Annotated in this window: 18 protein-coding genes and 1 riboswitch; of the genes, 6 read left to right on the plus strand and 12 right to left on the minus strand. The window is 69.0% G+C overall.

Features of this window, described 5'->3' with window-relative positions; translation table 11 throughout:
• Positions 1 to 11 precede the first annotated feature (11 nt).
• On the minus strand, positions 12 to 251 hold the full coding sequence (locus tag M2271_RS22840; RefSeq protein ID WP_020939540.1) for a hypothetical protein: 240 nt from the start codon (positions 249 to 251) through the stop codon (positions 12 to 14).
• Between the two features lie 170 nt (positions 252 to 421).
• On the opposite strand from M2271_RS22840, the gene M2271_RS22845 reads away from it, so the two are divergent.
• Together M2271_RS22845 and M2271_RS22850 are read left to right on the plus strand one after the other, a co-directional pair.
• Entirely contained in the window at positions 422 to 1165 is a 744-nt protein-coding gene (locus M2271_RS22845) for a rhomboid family intramembrane serine protease (protein ID WP_280889155.1), read from the plus strand.
• A complete protein-coding gene (locus M2271_RS22850) occupies positions 1162 to 1443 on the plus strand; it encodes an Lrp/AsnC ligand binding domain-containing protein (RefSeq protein ID WP_280889156.1) in 282 nt (93 codons plus the stop codon). The genes M2271_RS22845 and M2271_RS22850 overlap by 4 nt, the downstream gene beginning before the upstream one ends.
• A gap of 39 nt (positions 1444 to 1482) precedes the next feature.
• Here M2271_RS22850 and M2271_RS22855 read toward each other — a convergent pair whose 3' ends face one another.
• The 6 genes from M2271_RS22855 to M2271_RS22880 all read right to left on the minus strand — a co-directional run bounded on the left by M2271_RS22855 (position 1483) and on the right by M2271_RS22880 (position 8619).
• Positions 1483 to 2844 (minus strand): aminotransferase class V-fold PLP-dependent enzyme, encoded by a 1362-nt coding sequence (locus M2271_RS22855; protein ID WP_280889157.1) that lies wholly within the window; start codon positions 2842 to 2844, stop codon positions 1483 to 1485.
• A 179-nt stretch (positions 2845 to 3023) separates the two neighbouring features.
• A riboswitch (SAM riboswitch) is annotated at positions 3024 to 3140 on the minus strand.
• A gap of 72 nt (positions 3141 to 3212) precedes the next feature.
• Entirely contained in the window at positions 3213 to 4277 is a 1065-nt protein-coding gene (gene trpD, locus M2271_RS22860; protein WP_280889158.1) for an anthranilate phosphoribosyltransferase, read from the minus strand.
• Positions 4278 to 4413: 136 nt separating this feature from the next.
• The gene (locus tag M2271_RS22865; protein WP_280889159.1) at positions 4414 to 6075 is read right to left on the minus strand and encodes a cytochrome bc complex cytochrome b subunit; all 1662 of its coding nucleotides are present in this window, start codon (positions 6073 to 6075) and stop codon (positions 4414 to 4416) included.
• On the minus strand, positions 6072 to 7130 hold the full coding sequence (locus M2271_RS22870; protein WP_280889160.1) for a Rieske 2Fe-2S domain-containing protein: 1059 nt from the start codon (positions 7128 to 7130) through the stop codon (positions 6072 to 6074). Before M2271_RS22870 ends, M2271_RS22865 begins: the two co-directional genes overlap by 4 nt.
• Entirely contained in the window at positions 7127 to 7936 is an 810-nt protein-coding gene (locus M2271_RS22875) for a c-type cytochrome (protein ID WP_280889161.1), read from the minus strand. The genes M2271_RS22870 and M2271_RS22875 overlap by 4 nt, the downstream gene beginning before the upstream one ends.
• Before the next feature lie 62 nt (positions 7937 to 7998).
• Complete coding sequence (locus M2271_RS22880; protein WP_280889162.1) at positions 7999 to 8619, minus strand: heme-copper oxidase subunit III; 621 nt, start codon at positions 8617 to 8619, stop codon at positions 7999 to 8001.
• Between the two features lie 190 nt (positions 8620 to 8809).
• Here M2271_RS22880 and M2271_RS22885 point away from each other — a divergent pair, with 190 nt between their 5' ends.
• The gene (locus M2271_RS22885) at positions 8810 to 9220 is read left to right on the plus strand and encodes a hypothetical protein (protein ID WP_280889163.1); all 411 of its coding nucleotides are present in this window, start codon (positions 8810 to 8812) and stop codon (positions 9218 to 9220) included.
• A 136-nt stretch (positions 9221 to 9356) separates the two neighbouring features.
• On the opposite strand, the gene M2271_RS22890 is transcribed toward M2271_RS22885, so the two are convergent.
• The 4 genes from M2271_RS22890 to coxB all read right to left on the minus strand — a co-directional run bounded on the left by M2271_RS22890 (position 9357) and on the right by coxB (position 13840).
• Positions 9357 to 10616 (minus strand): Ig-like domain-containing protein, encoded by a 1260-nt coding sequence (locus M2271_RS22890; protein WP_280889164.1) that lies wholly within the window; start codon positions 10614 to 10616, stop codon positions 9357 to 9359.
• A 130-nt stretch (positions 10617 to 10746) separates the two neighbouring features.
• On the minus strand, positions 10747 to 11145 hold the full coding sequence (locus tag M2271_RS22895; protein WP_280889165.1) for a cytochrome c oxidase subunit 4: 399 nt from the start codon (positions 11143 to 11145) through the stop codon (positions 10747 to 10749).
• Positions 11142 to 12884 (minus strand): cytochrome c oxidase subunit I, encoded by a 1743-nt coding sequence (ctaD, locus tag M2271_RS22900; protein WP_280889166.1) that lies wholly within the window; start codon positions 12882 to 12884, stop codon positions 11142 to 11144. The genes M2271_RS22895 and ctaD overlap by 4 nt, the downstream gene beginning before the upstream one ends.
• Complete coding sequence (coxB, locus tag M2271_RS22905; protein WP_280889167.1) at positions 12881 to 13840, minus strand: cytochrome c oxidase subunit II; 960 nt, start codon at positions 13838 to 13840, stop codon at positions 12881 to 12883. Before coxB ends, ctaD begins: the two co-directional genes overlap by 4 nt.
• Before the next feature lie 272 nt (positions 13841 to 14112).
• On the opposite strand from coxB, the gene M2271_RS22910 reads away from it, so the two are divergent.
• Complete coding sequence (locus M2271_RS22910; protein WP_280889168.1) at positions 14113 to 15489, plus strand: cysteine desulfurase/sulfurtransferase TusA family protein; 1377 nt, start codon at positions 14113 to 14115, stop codon at positions 15487 to 15489.
• A gap of 16 nt (positions 15490 to 15505) precedes the next feature.
• Here the strand turns inward: M2271_RS22910 and M2271_RS22915 are convergent, their stop codons facing one another.
• Complete coding sequence (locus M2271_RS22915) at positions 15506 to 16480, minus strand: carbohydrate kinase family protein (RefSeq protein ID WP_280889169.1); 975 nt, start codon at positions 16478 to 16480, stop codon at positions 15506 to 15508.
• 137 nt (positions 16481 to 16617) lie between these two features.
• On the opposite strand from M2271_RS22915, the gene M2271_RS22920 reads away from it, so the two are divergent.
• Entirely contained in the window at positions 16618 to 16851 is a 234-nt protein-coding gene (locus M2271_RS22920) for a hypothetical protein (protein ID WP_280889170.1), read from the plus strand.
• Between the two features lie 677 nt (positions 16852 to 17528).
• Positions 17529 to 19049: a hypothetical protein gene (locus tag M2271_RS22925; RefSeq protein ID WP_280889299.1), complete on the plus strand. Its 1521-nt coding sequence runs from the start codon at positions 17529 to 17531 to the stop codon at positions 19047 to 19049.
• The last annotated feature ends 109 nt before the right edge of the window (positions 19050 to 19158 follow it).

The following is a 19158-nucleotide window of genomic DNA, read 5'->3' on the forward strand; positions in this document are numbered from 1 at the left end:
GACCCCCATCGTCAGGAGCCGGCGCCCGGCCTGTCCACGAGTTCCACCTGGTCCACCGCGTTGCACCAGCGGCAGCGCACCGACTCGATGGTCTCACTGACCACCTCGCGCTCCTCGACGTTCGGCTCTCCGGCCAGGTCGAGGTGGACGTACTCGACGACCTTCGACGAGCGGGTCACGTCGAAGCGGGTGAGGTTGCCGCAGAGTGTGCAGCGCCACCGCGTCGTGGCGGTCGGCAGGGGAACCGTCATCGTGACTGTTCGCTTCCTTCTCGTGTCGGTACTTCCAGTGTCGGGGATGTGAGGTGATCCCCGGTACATGTGGATCGTCACCCTACGGCCTGGCGAGGACTCGCCGCTCGGCCGTCCACGGCGGCGAGGCGGTCTGGGCCTTTGCGTCCCTTACGTCATGCTCTGTGCTCATGATCAGCAACTGGAGCCGGACGATCGGCAGGGCGAGCAGATCGGTCCGGAGCTCGCCCGCGCCGGTGACGTACGGACTGATCTCCCTGTGCTCCCTGATCTTCCTGATCGGTCCGGCCGCGGGCCTCGATCCGGCGTACGGCTCCGGCGAGGCGCTGCTCACCGCGCAGCGGGCCTATTTCCACCGCTGGGGGGTGCTCCCGACCGAACTGTTCGAGGGCTCGGCGCGCGCCGCGCTCACCCCTGCCACGGCCCTGTTCGTCCACGGCAGCTGGGTGCACCTGCTGGGCAACATGCTCTTCCTCTACGTCTTCGGGGTGATGACCGAGGACCGGATGGGCCGCGTCCAGTTCACCGTGTTCTACGCCGGCTGCGGCTACCTCGCCCTGCTGGGGTATGCCGCCGCCAACGCGGACTCCGAGCAGTCCCTGGTCGGCGCGTCCGGGGCGATCTCGGCGGTCCTCGGCGCGTTCCTGTACCTGTTCCCCGGGGCCAGGGTGACCAGTCTTCTGCCGTTCCTCTTCTTCCTGCCGCTGCGCTTCCCGGCGTGGGTGGTGCTGCCCTTCTGGGCGGCGCTGCAGTGGCTGGCGGCCGGGCGGGCCTCCCAGGGGCCGGGAGTGGCCTACCTGGCCCACCTGGTCGGCTTCGGGCTGGGCTTCGGTTACGCGTGGGCCCGTTTCGGGCGTGGGACTAAAGTGAGGACCGCCCCAGCTCCGGCCCCCGAGGGAGAGAACCAACCGTGATCACCGCGATCGTGCTCATCAGGACCAGCGTGGACCGGATTCCGGAGATCGCCGAGTCGATCGCCTCGCTGGACAGCGTGAGCGAGGTTTTCTCCGTCACCGGTACGTACGACTTGATCGCGATGGTCCGGGTCAGGCGGCACGAGGACCTGGCGGAGATCATCCCCGGACGGATCAGCAAGATTCCGGGGGTCGAGGGGACGGACACGCACGTGGCGTTCCGTACGTACTCGCAGCACGACCTGGAGGCGGCGTTCGCGATCGGACTCGACTCGTGAACCCCGCCTCGTGAACCCCGCCTCGTCAGCGCGTTCTGATCAGACCGCGGGGACGCAACGGCCGTCCTGGGTCCGGTAGTTCCACCGCGCGCCGTCCCGCACCAGTTCCTTCACGGCCTTGACGAACCGCTCCACGTGCTCGTCCGGCGTTCCGGCGCCGAAGCTCACCCGGATGGCGTTCAGGGACTTCTCGCCCGGGGCGGCCTCGGGGGCTCCGCACTCGCCCTGGGCCTCGGGGCCGGTGCCGAGGAGGGTGCGGACCAGCGGGTGGGCGCAGAACAGACCGTCGCGCACGCCGATGCCGTACTCGGCGGAGAGCGCGGCGGCGACGTGGGAGCTGTTCCAGCCGTCGACGACGAAGGAGATCACGCCGACGCGCGGGGCGTCGTCCCCGAAGAGGGACAGGATCCGGACCTCGGGCACCTCGGCGAGGCCGGCCCGCACCTTCTCGATCAGGTACCGCTCACGGGCGACCAGGCTGTCGAAGCCGGCCTCCGTCAGCGCCTTGCAGGCGGAGGCGATGGAGTAGGCGCCGATGACGTTGGGCGACCCGGCCTCGTGCCGCGCCGCGCTCTCGTGCCACTCCACGTCCACTCCCCCGTCCTCGCGCCGCGTGACCTTGCGGCTGGCGCCGCCGCCCGCGAGGTACGGCTCGGCCTGCCGCAGCCAGTCGGCCCGGCCGGCCAGGACGCCGGAGCCGAAGGGGGCGTACAGCTTGTGCCCGGAGAAGGCGACCCAGTCGACGTCGAGGTCCCGCACCGACACCGGGTGGTGCGGGGCGAGCTGGGCGGCGTCGAGGACGATCCGGGCGCCGTGCGCGTGGGCGGCGGCGGCCAGCTCCGGTACGGGCCACAGCTCCCCGGTGACGTTCGAGGCACCGGTGACGCAGACCAGGGCCGGGCCGCGAGGGTCGCGGTCGGCGAGGGCGCGCTCCAGGGTCGCGACGGCCTGCTCCGGGGTGCGCGGGGCGTCGAGGTAGGTGACGTGGGTGTCCTGCCAGGGCAGCAGCGAGGCGTGGTGCTCGGTCTCGAAGACGAACACCTGGCAGTCGGCCGGGAGCGCGGCGGCGAGGAGGTTCAGGGAGTCGGTGGTGGACCGGGTGAAGACCAGCTGGTCGTCGGGCCGGCAGTCGAGGAACTCGGCGACCGTCCTGCGGGCGTTCTCGAAGAGGTCGGTGGACAGCTGCGAGAGGTAGCCGGCACCGCGGTGGACACTGCCGTAGTACGGGGCGTACGCGGCCACGTCGTCCCAGACGCGCTGCAGGGCGGGGGCGCTGGCCGCGTAGTCGAGCGCCGCGTAGGTGACCTCGCCACCCGTGACGAGCGGGACGGTGACCTCCCGGCCCAGCACGGGCAGCGGGGCACAGACGGTCTGGGCGGCGGCAGCGGTGGAGACGGACATGACTGAACTCCCGTATGAGGCAGGCTGATTCACCACGCGAGCGGGTACGGCTCAAGCGTGGAGAAGGATGAGGAAGGGGATGCGGAGGCGGGGCTCTGCGGCCCTATCGCATTCGCTGACTCACGGAAGCTCCTCGACGACCAGGACCCCTGGCCGCGCTCACTCAGACGAGTGCGAGGGGTCCGCGCTTGCCGTAGACCTTGCTGCCTACGGCCTGGTCTTCACCCGGGGCACCCCGCCACGGACGGAGGGTTGCCGGACAGTCGGCCGGGGCCTCATGACTGTCACTCATGACCTGGTGCAAAAACGTACGGGAGTGATCGCGGTCCCGCAACCCGTGTCCGGATCGCGGGACACCCGTGCGATCGTCAGGCGTTGCTGGCGGACACCCACCGCTCCAGCGTCCGCTGCGCGGCGCCGGAGTCGACGGACCGTGCCGCCTTCTCCATCCCGGCGCTGATCTGCTCGGTCAGCGGCGCTCCGGTCGGCTCCAGCGCCACCAGCGCGGCCGCCGAGTTCAGCAGTACGGCGTCCCGCACGGGCCCCTTCTCGCCGTCCAGGAGGCGCCGCGCGACGTCGGCGTTGTAGGCGGCGTCGGCGCCTCTCAGCGCCTCCACGGGAACCAGGTCCAGGCCGACGTCCCGCGGGTCGAAGGCCTCCTCGGTGATCTTGCCGTCGCGCACGATCCACACCCGGGAGGTGGCCGTGGTGGTCAGCTCGTCGAGGCCGTCGTCGCCGCGGAACACCAGCGCGGACGAGCCGCGTTCGGCCAGTACGCCGGCGATGAGCCCCGCCATCCGGGTGTCGAAGCAGCCGATCGCCGAGGCGGTGACCCTGGCGGGGTTCGTCAGCGGACCGAGGAGGTTGAAGGAGGTCGGGATCCCCAGATCCCGCCGGACCGCGCCGACGAACCGCATCGAGGGATGGAACTTGGCCGCGAAGGCGAAGGTGATCCCGGCCTCCTCCACCACCCGTGCCACGCCCTCGGGCGCCAGGTCCAGGTTGATGCCGAGCTTCTCCAGCACGTCGGAGGACCCGCTCGCGGAGGACGACGCCCGGTTGCCGTGCTTGACTACCTTCGCCCCGGTGCCCGCGATCACGATGGCGGACATGGTCGAGATGTTGACCGTTCTGGCCCGGTCGCCGCCCGTACCGACGATGTCGACGGCCGGACCGGGGATGTCCAGGGGCTGCGCGTGCGCGTACATCGCCTCGACCAGACCGGTGATCTCCTCGACCGTCTCGCCCTTGGCCCGCAGCGCCACCATGAAGCCCGCGATCTGGGCGTCCGTGGCCTCGCCGCTCATGAAGCGGTCCATCGCCCACGCCGTGTCGGCGGTGCTCAGGTCCTGCCCGCCGAGCAGCGCGCTCAGTACCTCCGGCCAGGAACGGTCCGCCGCGGTGTCGCCTCCAGCGGGGGTCACAGCGCTCATCAGCCGCTCCTGAGTCAGTCCCGGACTGCGGGACACGGTTCTCGTCGGGGTCAGCCTATCCAGCGCGGGGCACGGCTGAAGGCCCCCGTCCGAAGATCGGACGAGGGCCTTTTGCCGTGGTGTGGCGACGCGGTGATCAGTGGTGGCCGTGGCCGCTCGTGATCTCCTTGTACTCCTCGACGCTCGGCTTGGGGACCTGGCTCTCCTCGCCGTAGTACGCCTCGCTGAGCTTGGCGCGCAGTTTCTGGGAGCCCTTCACCTTGCGCTCGACGCCGTTGGCGTCGACCGTCGGGCCGATCTCGGCCGGGCGGTACTGCTCGTGCGCGGTGAGCGTGTGCAGCTGCTCCTGGCTGAGGGGCTCGTGCACCTCGATGAACTCACCGTGCGGCAGGCGCTTGATGATGCCCGACTCGCGGCCGTGCAGCACCGTGTCCCTGTCGCGGCGCTGGAGGCCGAGGCAGATCCGCTTGGTGATGACGAACGCGATGACCGGTCCGACGAAGAACGCGATCCGCACGAACCAGGTGATGGAGTTGATCGACAGGTGGAAGTGGGTGGCCCACAGGTCGTTTCCACCACCGATCAGCAGCACCATGTACCAGGTGATCCAGGCGACACCGAAGGCCGTACGCGTCGGGGCGTTGCGCGGGCGGTCCAGGATGTGGTGCTCGCGCTTGTCGCCGGTGACCCAGGACTCGATGAACGGGTACACCGCGATCGCGACCAGCACCAGCGGGAAGATCACCAGCGGGATGAACACGCCCAGGACGAGCGTGTGACCCCAGAAGTTGATCTCCCAGCCCGGCATCACACGGATCAGGCCCTCGGAGAAGCCCATGTACCAGTCGGGCTGGGCGCCGGTCGACACCTGGTCCGGACGGTAGGGGCCCATGGCCCAGATCGGGTTGATCGAGGCGATCGCCGCGATGGCCGCGATGACACCGAAGACCAGGAAGAAGAAGCCTCCGGCCTTGGCCATGTAGACCGGCAGCAGCGGCATGCCGACGACGTTGTTGTTCGTCTTTCCGGGGCCCGCGAACTGCGTGTGCTTGTGGTAGAAGACCAGGATCAGGTGGCCGACGACCAGGCCGAGCATGATGCCCGGCAGCAGCAGCACGTGGATCGAGTAGAAGCGGGCCACGAAGTCGCCGCCCGGGAACTCGCCGCCGAAGAGGAAGAACGACAGGTACGTGCCGACGATCGGCACGGACAGGATCGCGCCCTCCATGAAGCGGACACCGGTGCCGGAGAGCAGGTCGTCCGGGAGCGAGTAGCCGGTGAAGCCGGTGAACATGCCCAGGACGAACAGCAGGAAACCGAACAGCCAGTTGACCTCACGCGGCTTGCGGAAGGCACCCGTGAAGAAGACGCGCATCATGTGCACGAACATGCCGGCGAGGAAGATCAGCGCCGCCCAGTGGTGGATCTGCCGGATCAGCAGACCACCGCGCACCTCGAAGGAGATGTGCATGGTCGAGTTGAACGCCTCGGACATCAGCTGGCCCTGCAGCGGGACGTAACTGCCGTGGTACTCCACCTCGTTCATCGACGGGTGGAAGAACAACGTCAGATACACACCGGTGAGGATGATGATGATGAAGCTGTAGAGGCAGACCTCGCCCAACATGAACGACCAGTGGTCGGGGAAGATCTTGCGCATGTTGGCCTTGGCCAGGGAGTAGATCCCGAGCCGTCCGTCGGCCCAGTCGGCGACCTTCTCGCCGGCCGGGGCCTTGCCGCGGGAGCGGCCCGCCGCGCCGTCGGCAGCTGGACTCGTGTTGCTGGCTGTAGTACTCATCCGCGCTCCCAGAAGGCCGGACCGACGGGCTCTTCGAAGTCGCCGAGCGCCTCGAGGTAGCCCTCGTCGTTCACACCGATGCGCAGCTGCGGCAGGGCGTGACCGGCGGGGCCGAAGATCACCCGGGCGCCGTCGGAGAGGTCGAAGGTGGACTGGTGGCAGGGGCAGAGGACATGGTGCGTCTGCTGCTCGTACAGGGAGATCGGGCAGCCCACGTGGGTGCAGATCTTCGAGTACGCGACGATGCCCTGGTGCGACCAGGCGAGTTCGCGCTTGTCCTTGATGTTTTTCGGCTGGATCCGGACGATCATCAGGGCGGCCTTGGCGATCTCGGTCTGGAACTCCTCGTCGTGCTCCTCCAGGCCCTCGGGCTTGGCGAAGGTCAGCGAGCCGACCGCGACGTCGGACGGACGCAGCGGCTCGTTGGTGTTCATGTTGACGAGCAGCTTGCCCTTCTGCCACATCGTGTGCCGGAGCTTGGTCCCGGGCAGCGGGCCGAGGTCACGCAGCAGCATCACGCCGGAGAGCGGGAACAGGGCCAGCGCGCCGAACATCGTGTTGCGGATCAGCTTGCGGCGACCGAGCGCGGACTCCTTGGCACCCTGCTGGAAGTCGGCCATGACCTTGGCCTTGACCTCGGGTGCGGCCTCGATCGGGTGACGCTCGTCGGCGACCTCCACGTCGGACATCAGGGTGCGGGCCCAGTGGACCGCGCCCGCGCCGATCGCGAACAGCGCCACGCCCAGGGTCAGGCCCAGCGCGAAGTTCAGCGCGTTGACGTGCCCGATCGGGAAGACGTAGACCGCCCTGTCGTGCGGGATCGTCACATACGAGGCGATGAAGCCGACGGTGGCCAGCATCGACACCGTGAACATCAGGGCGACCGCGCGCTCGGACCGCCTGGCGGCCCGCTCGTCGATGTCCTGGACCCGGTGCTCATGGGGCGGCAGACCGGGATCCGCGAACGGGTCCTTCTCGTCCGCGACGCCTACCGCGCCGTGCGCGTGCTCCTGCTCTGCGGGCAGGTTCTCTTCTGGAATGTCTTGGCTACTCATGACTTCTTGGCCTTTGCGGTCCGAGCGGCGACCCACACGGCGACCGCGATCAGCGTGCCGAGGCCGAAGATCCAGCCGAACAGGCCCTCGCTGACCGGACCGAGTCCGCCCAGCTCAAGACCGCCGGGGCTTTCGGTGTCGTCACCGTTGACCGCGTCGAGGTACGCGATGATGTCCTGCTTGTTCTGCTCCGACAGCGTGGTGTCGGGGAAGGACGGCATGTTCTGCGGGCCGGTCTGCATGGCCTCGTAGATGTGCTTCGGGTTGACGCCCTCGAGGTCCGGTGCGTACTTGCCGTGCGTGAGCGCGCCGCCCTTGCCGGTGAAGTTGTGGCACTGCGCGCAGTTGGTGCGGAACAGCTCGCCGCCCTTGGCGATGTCGGCACCCTGGGGGCCGTACTGCGCGTTGGTCGGGACGTTCGGACCGGCGCCCAGCGAGGAGATGTACGCGGCCAGTTGGTCGATCTCGGCCTGCGTGTAGATGACCTTCTTCTTCGGGATCTGCGCGCCCGGCTGCTGGGCCGGCATACGGCCGGTGCCCACCTGGAAGTCGACGGCCGCGGCGCCCACACCCACGAGGCTCGGACCGTCGGAGGTGCCCTGACCGCCGGTGCCGTGGCAGCTGGCGCAGCCCACGGAGTAGAGCTTCTTGCCCTCGTCGATGGCGAGAGACTGGGCGGTTTCGTCGGCCGCAGCCTTGTCCGTGGGTGCGAACAGGACGTACAGCCCCCCGGTGCATGCCAGCGCGAGGAGTAGTACGACGACCGCCGCCAACGGATGGCGTCGTCGTGCGGAGAGCTTTTTCACGGATTACCCCGGTGTCAGGATCTTCTGCGTCGATGCTTCTGGAATTGCGGGAGCGGTCCCGGCTACTTGATCAGGTAGATCGTGGCGAAAAGGCCGATCCAGACGACATCGACGAAGTGCCAGTAGTAGGACACGACGATCGCGGCGGTCGCCTGCTCGTGCGTGAACCTCTTGGCCGCGTAGGTGCGGCCGAGGACGAACAGGAAGGCGATGAGGCCGCCCGTCACGTGCAGGCCATGGAAGCCGGTGGTGAGGTAGAAAACCGAGCCGTACGGGTCGGAGGAGAGCGAGAGCCCGTCCTTCTTCACCAGCTCCGTGTACTCGAAGATCTGACCACCGATGAAGATCGCACCCATGATGAAGGTGAGGATGAACCAACCGCGGAGTCTCTTCACGTCACCGCGCTCGGCGGCGAAGACGCCGAGCTGGCAGGTGAGGGAGGAGAGCACCAGGATCGTGGTGTTCACCGACGAGAAGGGGACGTTGAGGGCGCCCGCCATCTCCTTCCAGTGATCAGGACCCGTCACCGATCGCAGGGTGAAGTACATCGCGAAGAGGGCCGCGAAGAACATCAGCTCGGAACTCAGCCAGATGATGGTTCCGACGCTGGTGAGGTTCGGCCGGTTGACCGACGGGTGCGCGTGCCCGGTATCTACTGTCGTTGCTGTCGCCACGACCGACATTATGTCGGTCGCTTATCCCGCCCTCACTCCCGGGGGTGCCGTTCGGAGTGTTCGCAGCTCGCGTGCGGCTCGTATGGCCCACGGAAGCGGTGTTCCGACAGGTGTTGACAGGCTGTCCAAGGGAGTAACATCCGCGGCATCGGGCCCCGCCCGTCTCACGTCCGTACGACGCCGATGTCACGGAGGAAGCATGCAGCCGACCGCCACGGTGCTGGTCTACAGCGACGACTCCAACACCCGCGAGCAGGTGCGGTTGGCCTCCGGCAGGCGGCCGGCCCCCGATGTTCCGTTGGTCGAGTTCCTGGAGTGCGCCACTCCGGCCGCCGTGATCAAGGAACTGGACAAGGGCGGGATCGATGTCTGCGTCCTCGACGGTGAGGCCGTGCCCATGGGGGGCATGGGGGTCTGCCGGCAGATCAAGGACGAGATCTTCGAGTGTCCGCCGGTGCTGGTGCTCATGGGGCGGCCGCAGGACGCGTGGCTGGCCACCTGGAGCCGCGCGGAGGCGGCTGTGACGCTGCCGGTGGATCCGGTGGAGTTCGCGTCGGCCCTGGCTTCCCTGCTGCGGCAGAGCAAGACTCTGAGCGTCCAGGAGCTCTGAGCGTCCAGGAGCTCTGAGCGTCCAAAGGGCTCTGAGCGTCCAAAGGGCTCTGAGCGTCCAAAGGGCTCTGAGCGTCCAGGTGCTCTGAGCATCCAGGAGCTCGGGGCCTTCGGGCCGCTTGCCGTCGAGGTGGCGCTCAGACGCTCTGGGGCCTCAGTCGTGCCTCTTCCTCCGGGTCCGGGCCCTCCGGGTTTCCGGCCACCAGGGCGCTGCCGCCGCGCCATTTCGTCCAGTCCAGGTTCCAGTCGCCGAAGCCGTTGCCGAAGGTCTCCATCGTGTTGCCGTCGGAGTGTATGACCTTCACCACGTCACCCTCGCGGACGGCGTTGAAGAACCACTCGGCGTTGCCGGTGCTCATGCCGGTGCAGCCGTGGCTGACGTTGGCGTAGCCCTGGGAGCCGACGGACCAGGGGGCGGCGTGGACGTACTCGCCGCTCCAGGTGACCCGGGTGGCGTAGTAGACGGGCAGGTCGTACGACTCCGAGGAGCCCTCGGAGATGCCGACGGTGGCACTGCGCATACGTACGAAGTACTCCTTGCCCAGGACGACCTTGACGCCGTTGCGGGTCTCGAAGCCGGGCTTCCCGGTGGTGACCGGTATCTCCTTGATGACCTCGTTGTTCTTGTAGACCGTCATCGAGTGCGACGACGCGTCCGTGATGGCTATGACCCGGTCGCCCGTGGTCAGTCTGAGCGGCTTGGCCCGGCCGCCCCACAGCCGGTCGCTGATCTTGATGCCCTCCAGGTTGCTGCGGGCCTGGATGGTGGCGTGGGAGGGCCAGTACTCCTTGGGCCGGTAGTGGAGTTCCTTGTCGTCCACCCAGTGCCAGCCGCCCTCGACGGCCGGTATGGAGGACACCTTGAGGGCCCGTTCGACGACGGCCCGCTGCGCCTTGTCCTTGACCGGTTTGCTCAGTTCGGCGGTGACGGGCTGGCCGACGCCGTACTCGCCCGTCTTCGGCCCGAACGTCACGTCCAGGCGCTTCTGGGTGACGGGCTTGCCGGTGTCGAAGGTGAGGACCTTGCGGCCGGGGGCGCCGTCCTCGTCCTCCGTGCTCACCCGAACCGTGTAGTGGGCGTTGGCGGCCAGCGGGGTGGTGCTGTGCCAGCGGGTGCCGTCGGCGGAGAGTTCGCCCGCCACATAGCGTCCGGTGGCGTCCAGGGCCGTCACGTCCGTGATGCGGCCGTCGTCGTCCTCGGCGGTGACTTCCAGGGGCTTGTCGGGGTCGGCTTTCCTGCCGTCGCCGACGGGGCCCTTGACGGCGATCTCGTCCGCCGCGTCGTACGGCTCGGCGGACAGCGGGTGGTCGCCGCTGCAGGCGGTGAGGCCCCCGCCAAGGGCGATCACCAGCAGCGTGCAGCCGACGACAGTGCGGTTACGGGGTGCGTGGTTCATGAGCTCACGCTAGGAAGCCCCGTCAAGCGCGGCGCGCTGGGCGACTCGAACGAGGGACAAGATGTGCTGCAAAAGCAGGAGCCCGGACGCTCCTTACGGAGTGTCCGGGCTCCGGAGAGCTCGCCTCGTGCTACTGGGTGCGGTTCTCACCGCGGTAGTACTCGAAGACCCAGCCCCACAGGCCCAGCAGGATCAGCGGCGCCGAGAAGTACATCAGCCACCAGCCGATCGCCACCGAGAAGAAGGCCAGCGCGCCGCCGACCGCCAGGAAGAGCGGCTGCCAGCTGTGCGGGCTGAAGAACCCGACCTCACCGGCTTCGTCCGCGACGTCGGCTTCCTTGTTGTCCTGGGCACCGGCGTCCACCCGCTTGGCCGTGAAGCCGAGGTAGAAGCCGATCATGACGGACAGACCGAAGGCCAGGAAGAGCGCCGTCGTGCCGGCCGGCTCCTTCGACCACACGCCGTAGACGATCGCCATGGCGAGGATGAAGACGCTCAGCCAGATGAACATCCTGCCCTGGATCTTCACTTGCCGGCCTCCTTGCCGCCGTTGCCGGCCAGAGCCTTCTCCCCGTGACCGGCGTTCTCGAGCTGGTCGAGCGCGGCGATCTCGGGGTGGTGCAGGTCGAACGCCGGGGATTCACTGCGGATCCGCGGCAGGGTGAGGAAGTTGTGACGCGGGGGCGGGCAGGAGGTCGCCCACTCCAGCGACCGGCCGTAGCCCCACGGGTCGTCGACGCCGACCGGCTTGCCGTACTTGGCCGTCTTCCACACGTTGTAGAGGAACGGCAGGACCGACAGGCCGAGCAGGAACGAGCTGATCGTCGAGATCGTGTTCAGGGCGGTGAAGCCGTCGGCCGCGAGGTAGTCCGCGTAACGACGGGGCATGCCCTCGGCGCCCAGCCAGTGCTGGACCAGGAAGGTGCCGTGGAACCCGATGAACAGGGTCCAGAACGTGATCTTGCCGAGGCGCTCGTCGAGCATCTTGCCGGTCATCTTCGGCCACCAGAAGTGGAAGCCGGAGAACATGGCGAAGACGACGGTGCCGAAGACGACGTAGTGGAAGTGCGCCACCACGAAGTACGAGTCGGAGACGTGGAAGTCCATCGGCGGCGAGGCCAGGATGACACCGGTCAGACCACCGAAGGTGAAGGTGATCAGGAAGCCGGTCGCCCACAGCATCGGGGTCTCGAAACTCAGGGACCCCTTCCACATCGTTCCGATCCAGTTGAAGAACTTCACGCCTGTTGGCACGGCGATGAGGAACGTCATGAAGGAGAAGAACGGCAGGAGGACACCGCCGGTGACGTACATGTGGTGGGCCCACACCGTCACGGACAGGCCCGCGATGGAGATGGTCGCCGCGATCAGGCCCATGTAGCCGAACATCGGCTTGCGCGAGAACACCGGGATCACTTCGGAGATGATCCCGAAGAACGGTAGCGCGATGATGTACACCTCTGGATGGCCGAAGAACCAGAAGAGGTGTTGCCAGAGCAGGGCTCCGCCGTTTGCCGCGTCGAAGACGTGGGCGCCGAACTTGCGGTCCGCCTCCAGCGCGAACAGCGCGGCCGCCAGGACCGGGAAGGCCAGCAGGACCAGGACACCGGTCAGCAGCACGTTCCACACGAAGATCGGCATGCGGAACATGGTCATGCCCGGCGCGCGCATGCAGATGATGGTGGTGATGAAGTTGACCGAGCCGAGGATGGTGCCGAAGCCGGAGAAGGCCAGACCCATGATCCACATGTCGGCGCCGATGCCCGGGCTGCGGACCGCGTCCGACAGCGGGCTGTAGGCGAACCAGCCGAAGTCGGCCGCGCCCTGCGGGGTGAGGAAGCCACCCACCGCGATGAGCGAGCCGAACAGGTACAGCCAGTAGGCGAACATGTTCAGCCGGGGGAAGGCCACGTCCGGCGCGCCGATCTGCAGCGGCATGATCCAGTTGGCGAAGCCGGCGAACAGCGGCGTCGCGAACATCAGCAGCATGATCGTGCCGTGCATCGTGAACGCCTGGTTGAACTGTTCGTTCGACATGATCTGCAGGCCCGGACGGGCCAGCTCGGCGCGCATGAACAGCGCCATCACGCCACCGATGCAGAAGAACGCGAACGACGTGACCAGGTACAGCGTCCCGATCGTCTTGTGGTCAGTGGTCGTCAGCCACTTGATGACCACGCTGCCGCGGTTCTGGCGCCTGACCGGCAGCTCGTCCTCGTAATGGGACCCTGCTGCCGCGGCACCCTGAGGTTCATTGAGGATGCTCACAGGTTGTTCGTCTCCCGGTTCTTCTCATGGGCGGTCTGCTCGATGCCCGCGGGAACGTAACCGGTCTGCCCCTTCTTGGCGAGGTCCTTGAGGTGCTGCTCGTAGCGCTCGGGGGAGACGACCTTCACGTTGAACAGCATCCGCGAGTGGTCGACGCCGCACAGCTCGGCGCACTTGCCCCGGAAGGTGCCCTCCTTGTTGGGAGTCACCTCGAAGGCGTTGGTGTGGCCCGGGATGACGTCCTGCTTCATCAGGAACGGCAGTACCCAGAACGAGTGGATGACATCCCGCGAGGTGAGGATGAAGCGGACCGTCTTGCCCTTGGGCAGCCACAGGGTGGGGCCCGGGTTGCCGGTCTGCGGGTTCCGCGTGCCGGGCGTGCCCACGTCGTAGACACCGCCGGCGTTCGCCGGGAAGGCGTCCTTGAATCGCTTCGGGATCGCGTCCAGGTTCGCGTCGGTCTTCGCGTTGCCGCTGGAACCGTCGACGGGCGCGACGTAGTTGAAGCCCCAGCTCCACTGGAATCCGACGACGTTGACCGTGACGTCGGGATTCTTCTTGAGGCTGAGGAGCTTCGACTCGTCACGGGCCGTGAAGTAGAAGAGCACCGAGACGATGATGAGCGGGACCACCGTGTACAGCGCCTCGATGGGCATGTTGTACCGGGTCTGTGGAGGGACCTCGACCTTGGTGCGGCTGCGCCGGTGGAAGAACGCACTCCACAGGATCAGGCCCCACACCAGCACGCCGACGGCGAGCGCGGCGGCCCATGAGCCCTGCCACAGGGAGAGGATCCGCGGAGCCTCTTCCGTGGTCGGGGTGGGCATGCCAAGGCGGGGGAAGTCCTCGTATGTGCAACCGGTGGCGGTCGCCAGGACCAGGCCCGCGGTCAGTGCCTGCAGCAGCTTCCGCCGCATCGGGCGCCGCGGCGAGCGGTCGGAGCCGTTGGGACTCACGTAGCGCCTTCCCGAGAGTCTCGCCCGCGCGGTTGGCTGCGGCCTTCTCGCTGGTCGGTCGCCGCCCTGCGTCGGGCAGGGGTTTGGATGTTTATGCGGAGCAAACCCTAGCCGACGCCCTCCGGGGGGTCGCGGGGAGGGGGGCATACGCGCCGCGGCTTATTCCGAGTGGCGCCCAATGGCTCGGGAGTGCGGCTTGTGTGGTGTGTGCGGGTGGTTTGTGGTTGACCGCGCAGTTCCCCACGCCCCTTCGGGGCGCTTAGCGTTGCCCTGTGCCGTACTTCGACGCTGCTTCCAGTGCCCCACTCCACCCCGTTGCCCGGCAGGCGCTGCTGGCCTCCCTGGACGAGGGGTGGGCCGATCCCGCGCGGTTGTACCGGGAGGGGCGCCGGGCGCGGATGCTGCTGGACGCGGCGCGGGAGACGACTGCCGAGCTCGTGGGCTGCCGTGCCGACGAGTTGGTCTTCACCTCGTCCGGATCCCGGGCCGTGCACGCGGGGATCGCGGGGGCGTTGGCGGGCCGCCGGCGGGTCGGACGTCACCTGACCGTGTCATCGGTCGAACATTCCTCGGTGCTGCACACGGCCGACGCGCACGAGGCCGACGGCGGGACGGTCACCCAGGTCGCGGTGGACCGTACGGGCGCGGTGAGCGTGCGGTCGTACGAGGACGCCCTGCGTACCGACACCGCGCTGGCCTGCCTGCAGTCGGCCAATCACGAGGTGGGGACCGAGCAGCCGGTGGCCTCCGTGGCCGAGGTGTGCCGGGCGGCCGGGGTGCCGTTGCTGGTGGACGCGGCGCAGTCGCTGGCGTGGGGGAGGGTGGCGGGCGACTGGTCGTTGCTCGCGGCCAGCGCCCACAAGTGGGGCGGGCCCCCGGGGGTCGGGCTGCTCGTCGTACGGAAAGGGGTGCGGTTCGCTCCGCGAGGGCCCGCGGACGAGCGGGAGTCGGGGCGGGCGGCCGGGTTCGAGAACATTCCGGCGATCGTGGCGGCGGCTGCCTCGCTGCGGGCCGTGCGGGCCGAGGCGGCTCAGGAGGCGCCACGGCTGCGGGAGCTGACGGAGCTGATCCGGGCGCGGGTGCCGCGGTCGGTGCCGGATGTGGAGGTGGTCGGCGATCCACGGCGGCGGCTGCCCGGGATCGTCACCTTCTCGTGTCTCTATGTCGACGGAGAGACACTGCTGCACGAGCTGGACCGCGCCGGTTTCTCCGTCTCGTCCGGCTCGTCCTGTACGAGCAGCACGCTGACGCCCAGCCATGTGCTCAGGGCGATGGGGGTGCTGAGCGAGGGAAACGTGCGGGTGTCGTTGCCGCCGGGGACGACGAGAGAGGACGTCGAGCGGTTCCTGGAGCTGCTGCCGGGGGCGGTGGCCGGGGTGCGGGAGAAGCTGGGGGCGCCGGCCGCCGAGACCGCCGTGCACGAGGACGTCCTGGTCGTGGACTCGCTCGGCAGGCGGTGCCCGATCCCGGTGATCGAACTGGCGAAGGTCATCGGGGACGTGCCGGTGGGCGGCACGGTCCGGGTGCTCTCCGACGACGAGGCGGCGCGGCTGGACATCCCCGCGTGGTGCGAGATGCGGGGCCAGGAGTACGTGGGTGAGGAGCCGGCGGAACGGGGCTCGGCCTACGTGGTCCGCCGGCTCTCCTGACTCAGCGTCTCCTGACTCAGCTCAGGTGCGCCCCGACCTCGACGGCGGCCTCGTCGCCGTACGCCTTGGTGAAGCGCTCCATGAAGTGGGTGCGGTGCAGCTGGTACTCCTGGGTGCCGACCGTCTCGATGACGAGCGTGGCGAGCATGCAGCCGATCTGGGCGGCGCGCTCATGGGAGACGCCCCAGGCGAGACCGGAGAGGAAACCGGCGCGGAAGGCGTCGCCTACGCCGGTGGGGTCGGCCTTGCGCTCCTCCTCGGGGACGCCGACCTCGATCGGGTCCTCACCGATCCGCTCGATACGGACGCCGCGCGAGCCGAGGGTGGTCACCCGGTGGCCGACCTTGGCGAGGATCTCGGCGTCGGTCCAGCCCGTCTTGGACTCGATGAGGCCCTTCTCGTACTCGTTCGAGAAGAGGTACGTGGCCCCCTCCAGCAGGATGCGGATCTCGTCGCCGTTCATCCGGGCGATCTGCTGGGAGAAGTCGGCGGCGAAGGGGATGGACCGGGAGCGGCACTCCTCGGTGTGGCGGAGCATCGCCTCCGGGTCGTCGGCGCCGATCAGGACCAGGTCGAGGCCGTCCACGCGGTCGGCGACGGTCTTCAGCTCGATCTGGCGGGCCTCGCTCATGGCACCGGTGTAGAAGGAGCCGATCTGGTTGTGGTCGGTGTCGGTCGTGCACACGAAGCGGGCGGTGTGCAGGGTCTCGGAGATGCGCACCGAGGCGGTGTCGACGCCGTGCCGGTCGAGCCAGGCCCGGTACGCGTCGAAGTCGAAGCCGGCGGCGCCGACCAGGATCGGCCGGGTGCCGAGCTGGCCCATGCCGAAGGCGATGTTCGCGCCCACGCCGCCCCGGCGTACGTCGAGGTTGTCGACCAGGAACGAGAGCGAGACCGTGTGCAGTTGGTCCGCGACGAACTGGTCGGCGAAGCGGCCGGGGAAGGTCATGAGGTGGTCGGTGGCGATGGAGCCGGTGACTGCGATACGCACGGCGATTGACTCTCCTGTGGAGGCGGGAGTGCGGATTGACTGTTCACGCTATCGGGTCGGCGCGGGTCACTGAAGCCGCCAAAACTACCCGATAGTAGATCTTTCTTCGCAGGAGCGCCCGTGCCTACGGTGCCGCTATGAGGAACCTTGAGCTCCATGCACCCGCCCCGGTCGGCCTGGAGGGCGACATCGAGGGCGGCCTGGACGGCGACCTGGCGTCACTGCGCGGCGACGGTGCCCGGATGGCCCCCCACTGGGCGGTGCCCGACCGGATCACTGCCCTTCCGGTCCCCCCGTCACTCATCCACGGCGTAACCGTGCCCCCGGCGTCGGCCCGGCTGCTGGACGCCATGTCGGAGTACGGCGACTAGGGACTGGCGGAGTCGCGGAGTCCGCCGTTGACTTTCCGGGAGCCTTCCGGAGGGCGGCCCCGGGCGGCGCGTTCCAGGGAACCGTGCGCTCCCCCGCTGCGTCCCATCGCTGTCCCCCGTCAAGGGGATGCGGCATACGACCCGGTAGCCGGCCTTTTTGACAGGGCCGGGTCAGGGTCATGGGGCAGACACGCAGCCGAAGGAGCGATGCGGTGAACACCGAGCGACCCGACAACGACGACGCCGACGGCTCCGTGGAGGAGCGGGGCGCGGGTGGCTCCGCCGAGGAGCAGAGCACCGCGGAGACGAAGGGGGCAGCGGAGACGAAGGGTGCCTCGGAGGGGCAGGGGGCCTCGGAGGAGCAGGACGCTCCGGAGGAGCAGGCTGCTGTCTCTGCCGAGGCTTCCGGTGCCGAGGAGCCATCCGGTGCCGAGGAGCCTCCCGGTGCCGCTGACAGTGGCACGGATGTCCTCGACTCTGTCGAGCCCGGTGCGGAAGACACCCGTACGGAAGACACCCGTACGGAAGAGACCCGTACGGGTGAGGCAAGCGGGGGCAAAGCCGGTTCCGACGAACCCGGTTCCGACGCAACCGCCGCTGAGAGGCCCGCCGCCACTCCCTCCCCCACCCCCGATGGCTCTTCCGATGCCGTTCCCGATGCCGTCCCCGATGCAGAGATCCCCCGGGACCAGGACGTCGAGGAGCGCGGCGGCCTTCGCTCGGGCCGGCACCGCTCGCCCGCCGTCGTCGTCTCCGTGGCCGCCGCCGTGCTGCTGGTCGGGGGCGGTGGGGCGTACTTCGCCACGACCGCCGCCGACGGATCCGCGGGCTCGGGCGGGCGTACGACGTCCGGGGCGCCGGGTGACGGCACTCCCCCGCCGCTGGCCCTGGACGACTACTCCGAGGCCGGCGGTACGAACGGTACGAACGGCATCGCGCCCGGCGAGCCCAACCCCTACGGCGTCACCTACCGCGCCGCCGGCACGCTCCCCGACGGCCCCGGCTCGGCGCCCGTGTACCGGGCGCAGGGTCAGGTGACCAAGGACGAGGTGGCCGACCTGGCCGAGGCGCTCGGGGTCGACGGGACGCCCGTCGCCGCAGGGCAGGCCTGGACGGTCGGGGCGAAGGACGGCATGGGACCGAGTCTCCAGGTGAACCGGCAGGCGCCGGGCGCCTGGACCTTCCACCGCTACTCACCCCGTACGGACAACTGCCAGAGCGCGACCGTGTGCGCGAAGACCCCCGCCGACCCGGGCGGCGCCCCGGTGAGCGAGGCGGTCGCGAGGAAGGCGGCCGCGCCGGTCCTGAAGGCGGTGGGTCAGGACGACACGAAGGTCGACGCGAGCCGGACCCTGGGCGCCCAGCGGATCGTGAACGCCGAACCGGTGATCGGGGACCTGCCCACGTACGGCTGGACGACGGGCGTGATCGTCGACGCGCGGGGCGACGTCGTGAGCGGCGACGGCCAGTTGAAGGCGCCGGTGAAGGGCGACACGTATCCCGTGCTGAGCGCGCAGGAGACACTGGCGCTGCTGAACGCGGCGCCCGGGACCGACCACCGCATGGGCGTCGGCGGCTGCGCCACCCCCGTACCGCCGAAGGACCGGCTGGAGGCGCCCTGCGGATCCGGCGACTCCTCCACCGGCGCTCCGGCGAAGCAGACGCTGACCGTCGAGAAGGCCGTGTTCGGGCTGGCCTCGCACACGGTGGCCGGGCGGCAGACGCTGGTGCCGTCCTGGCTGTTCGATGTGCGGGCGACCGGCGCGAGGGACGACTTCACGGTGACGCATCCGGCTGTCGACCCGGCGTACCTGACCGCACCCGCACCGTCGGCCCGGCCGGGCTCGCCGTCCGCGCGGCCGACCGGGCCGGGCGACCGGCCGACGGCGGCTACGGCCCCGCGGAACGTCCGGGTGGACGGCTACACGGCCGAGGGACGGGAGCTGACCGTGAGCTTCACGGGCGGGGTGTGCGCCGACTACGCGGCGACCGCGAGCGAGAGCGGGGACAAGGTGACCGTGAAGGTGACCGAGACCCGGTGGCCGGACAAGGTCTGCATCCTGATCGCCAAGGTGTACGAGAAGACCGTGCGGTTGGACGAGCCGCTCGGCGACCGGACGGTCGTGGGCTCGGACGCCAAGGCGATCCCGCTGGAGAAGGCGGGGGCGCTGCTGCCGGAGACGTCCGGAACGCGGTAGGGCCTGTCAGACGTCCGGGACGGGACGTGACGTGACACGACGATCCCGTCCCGGGTATGCGCGGACACCCCCGTCCCGGACATGCGCGAAGGCGGCGACCCTGTCGGAG

This window comes from Streptomyces sp. LBL (assembly GCF_029893585.1).
Lineage (GTDB): Bacteria > Actinomycetota > Actinomycetes > Streptomycetales > Streptomycetaceae > Streptomyces.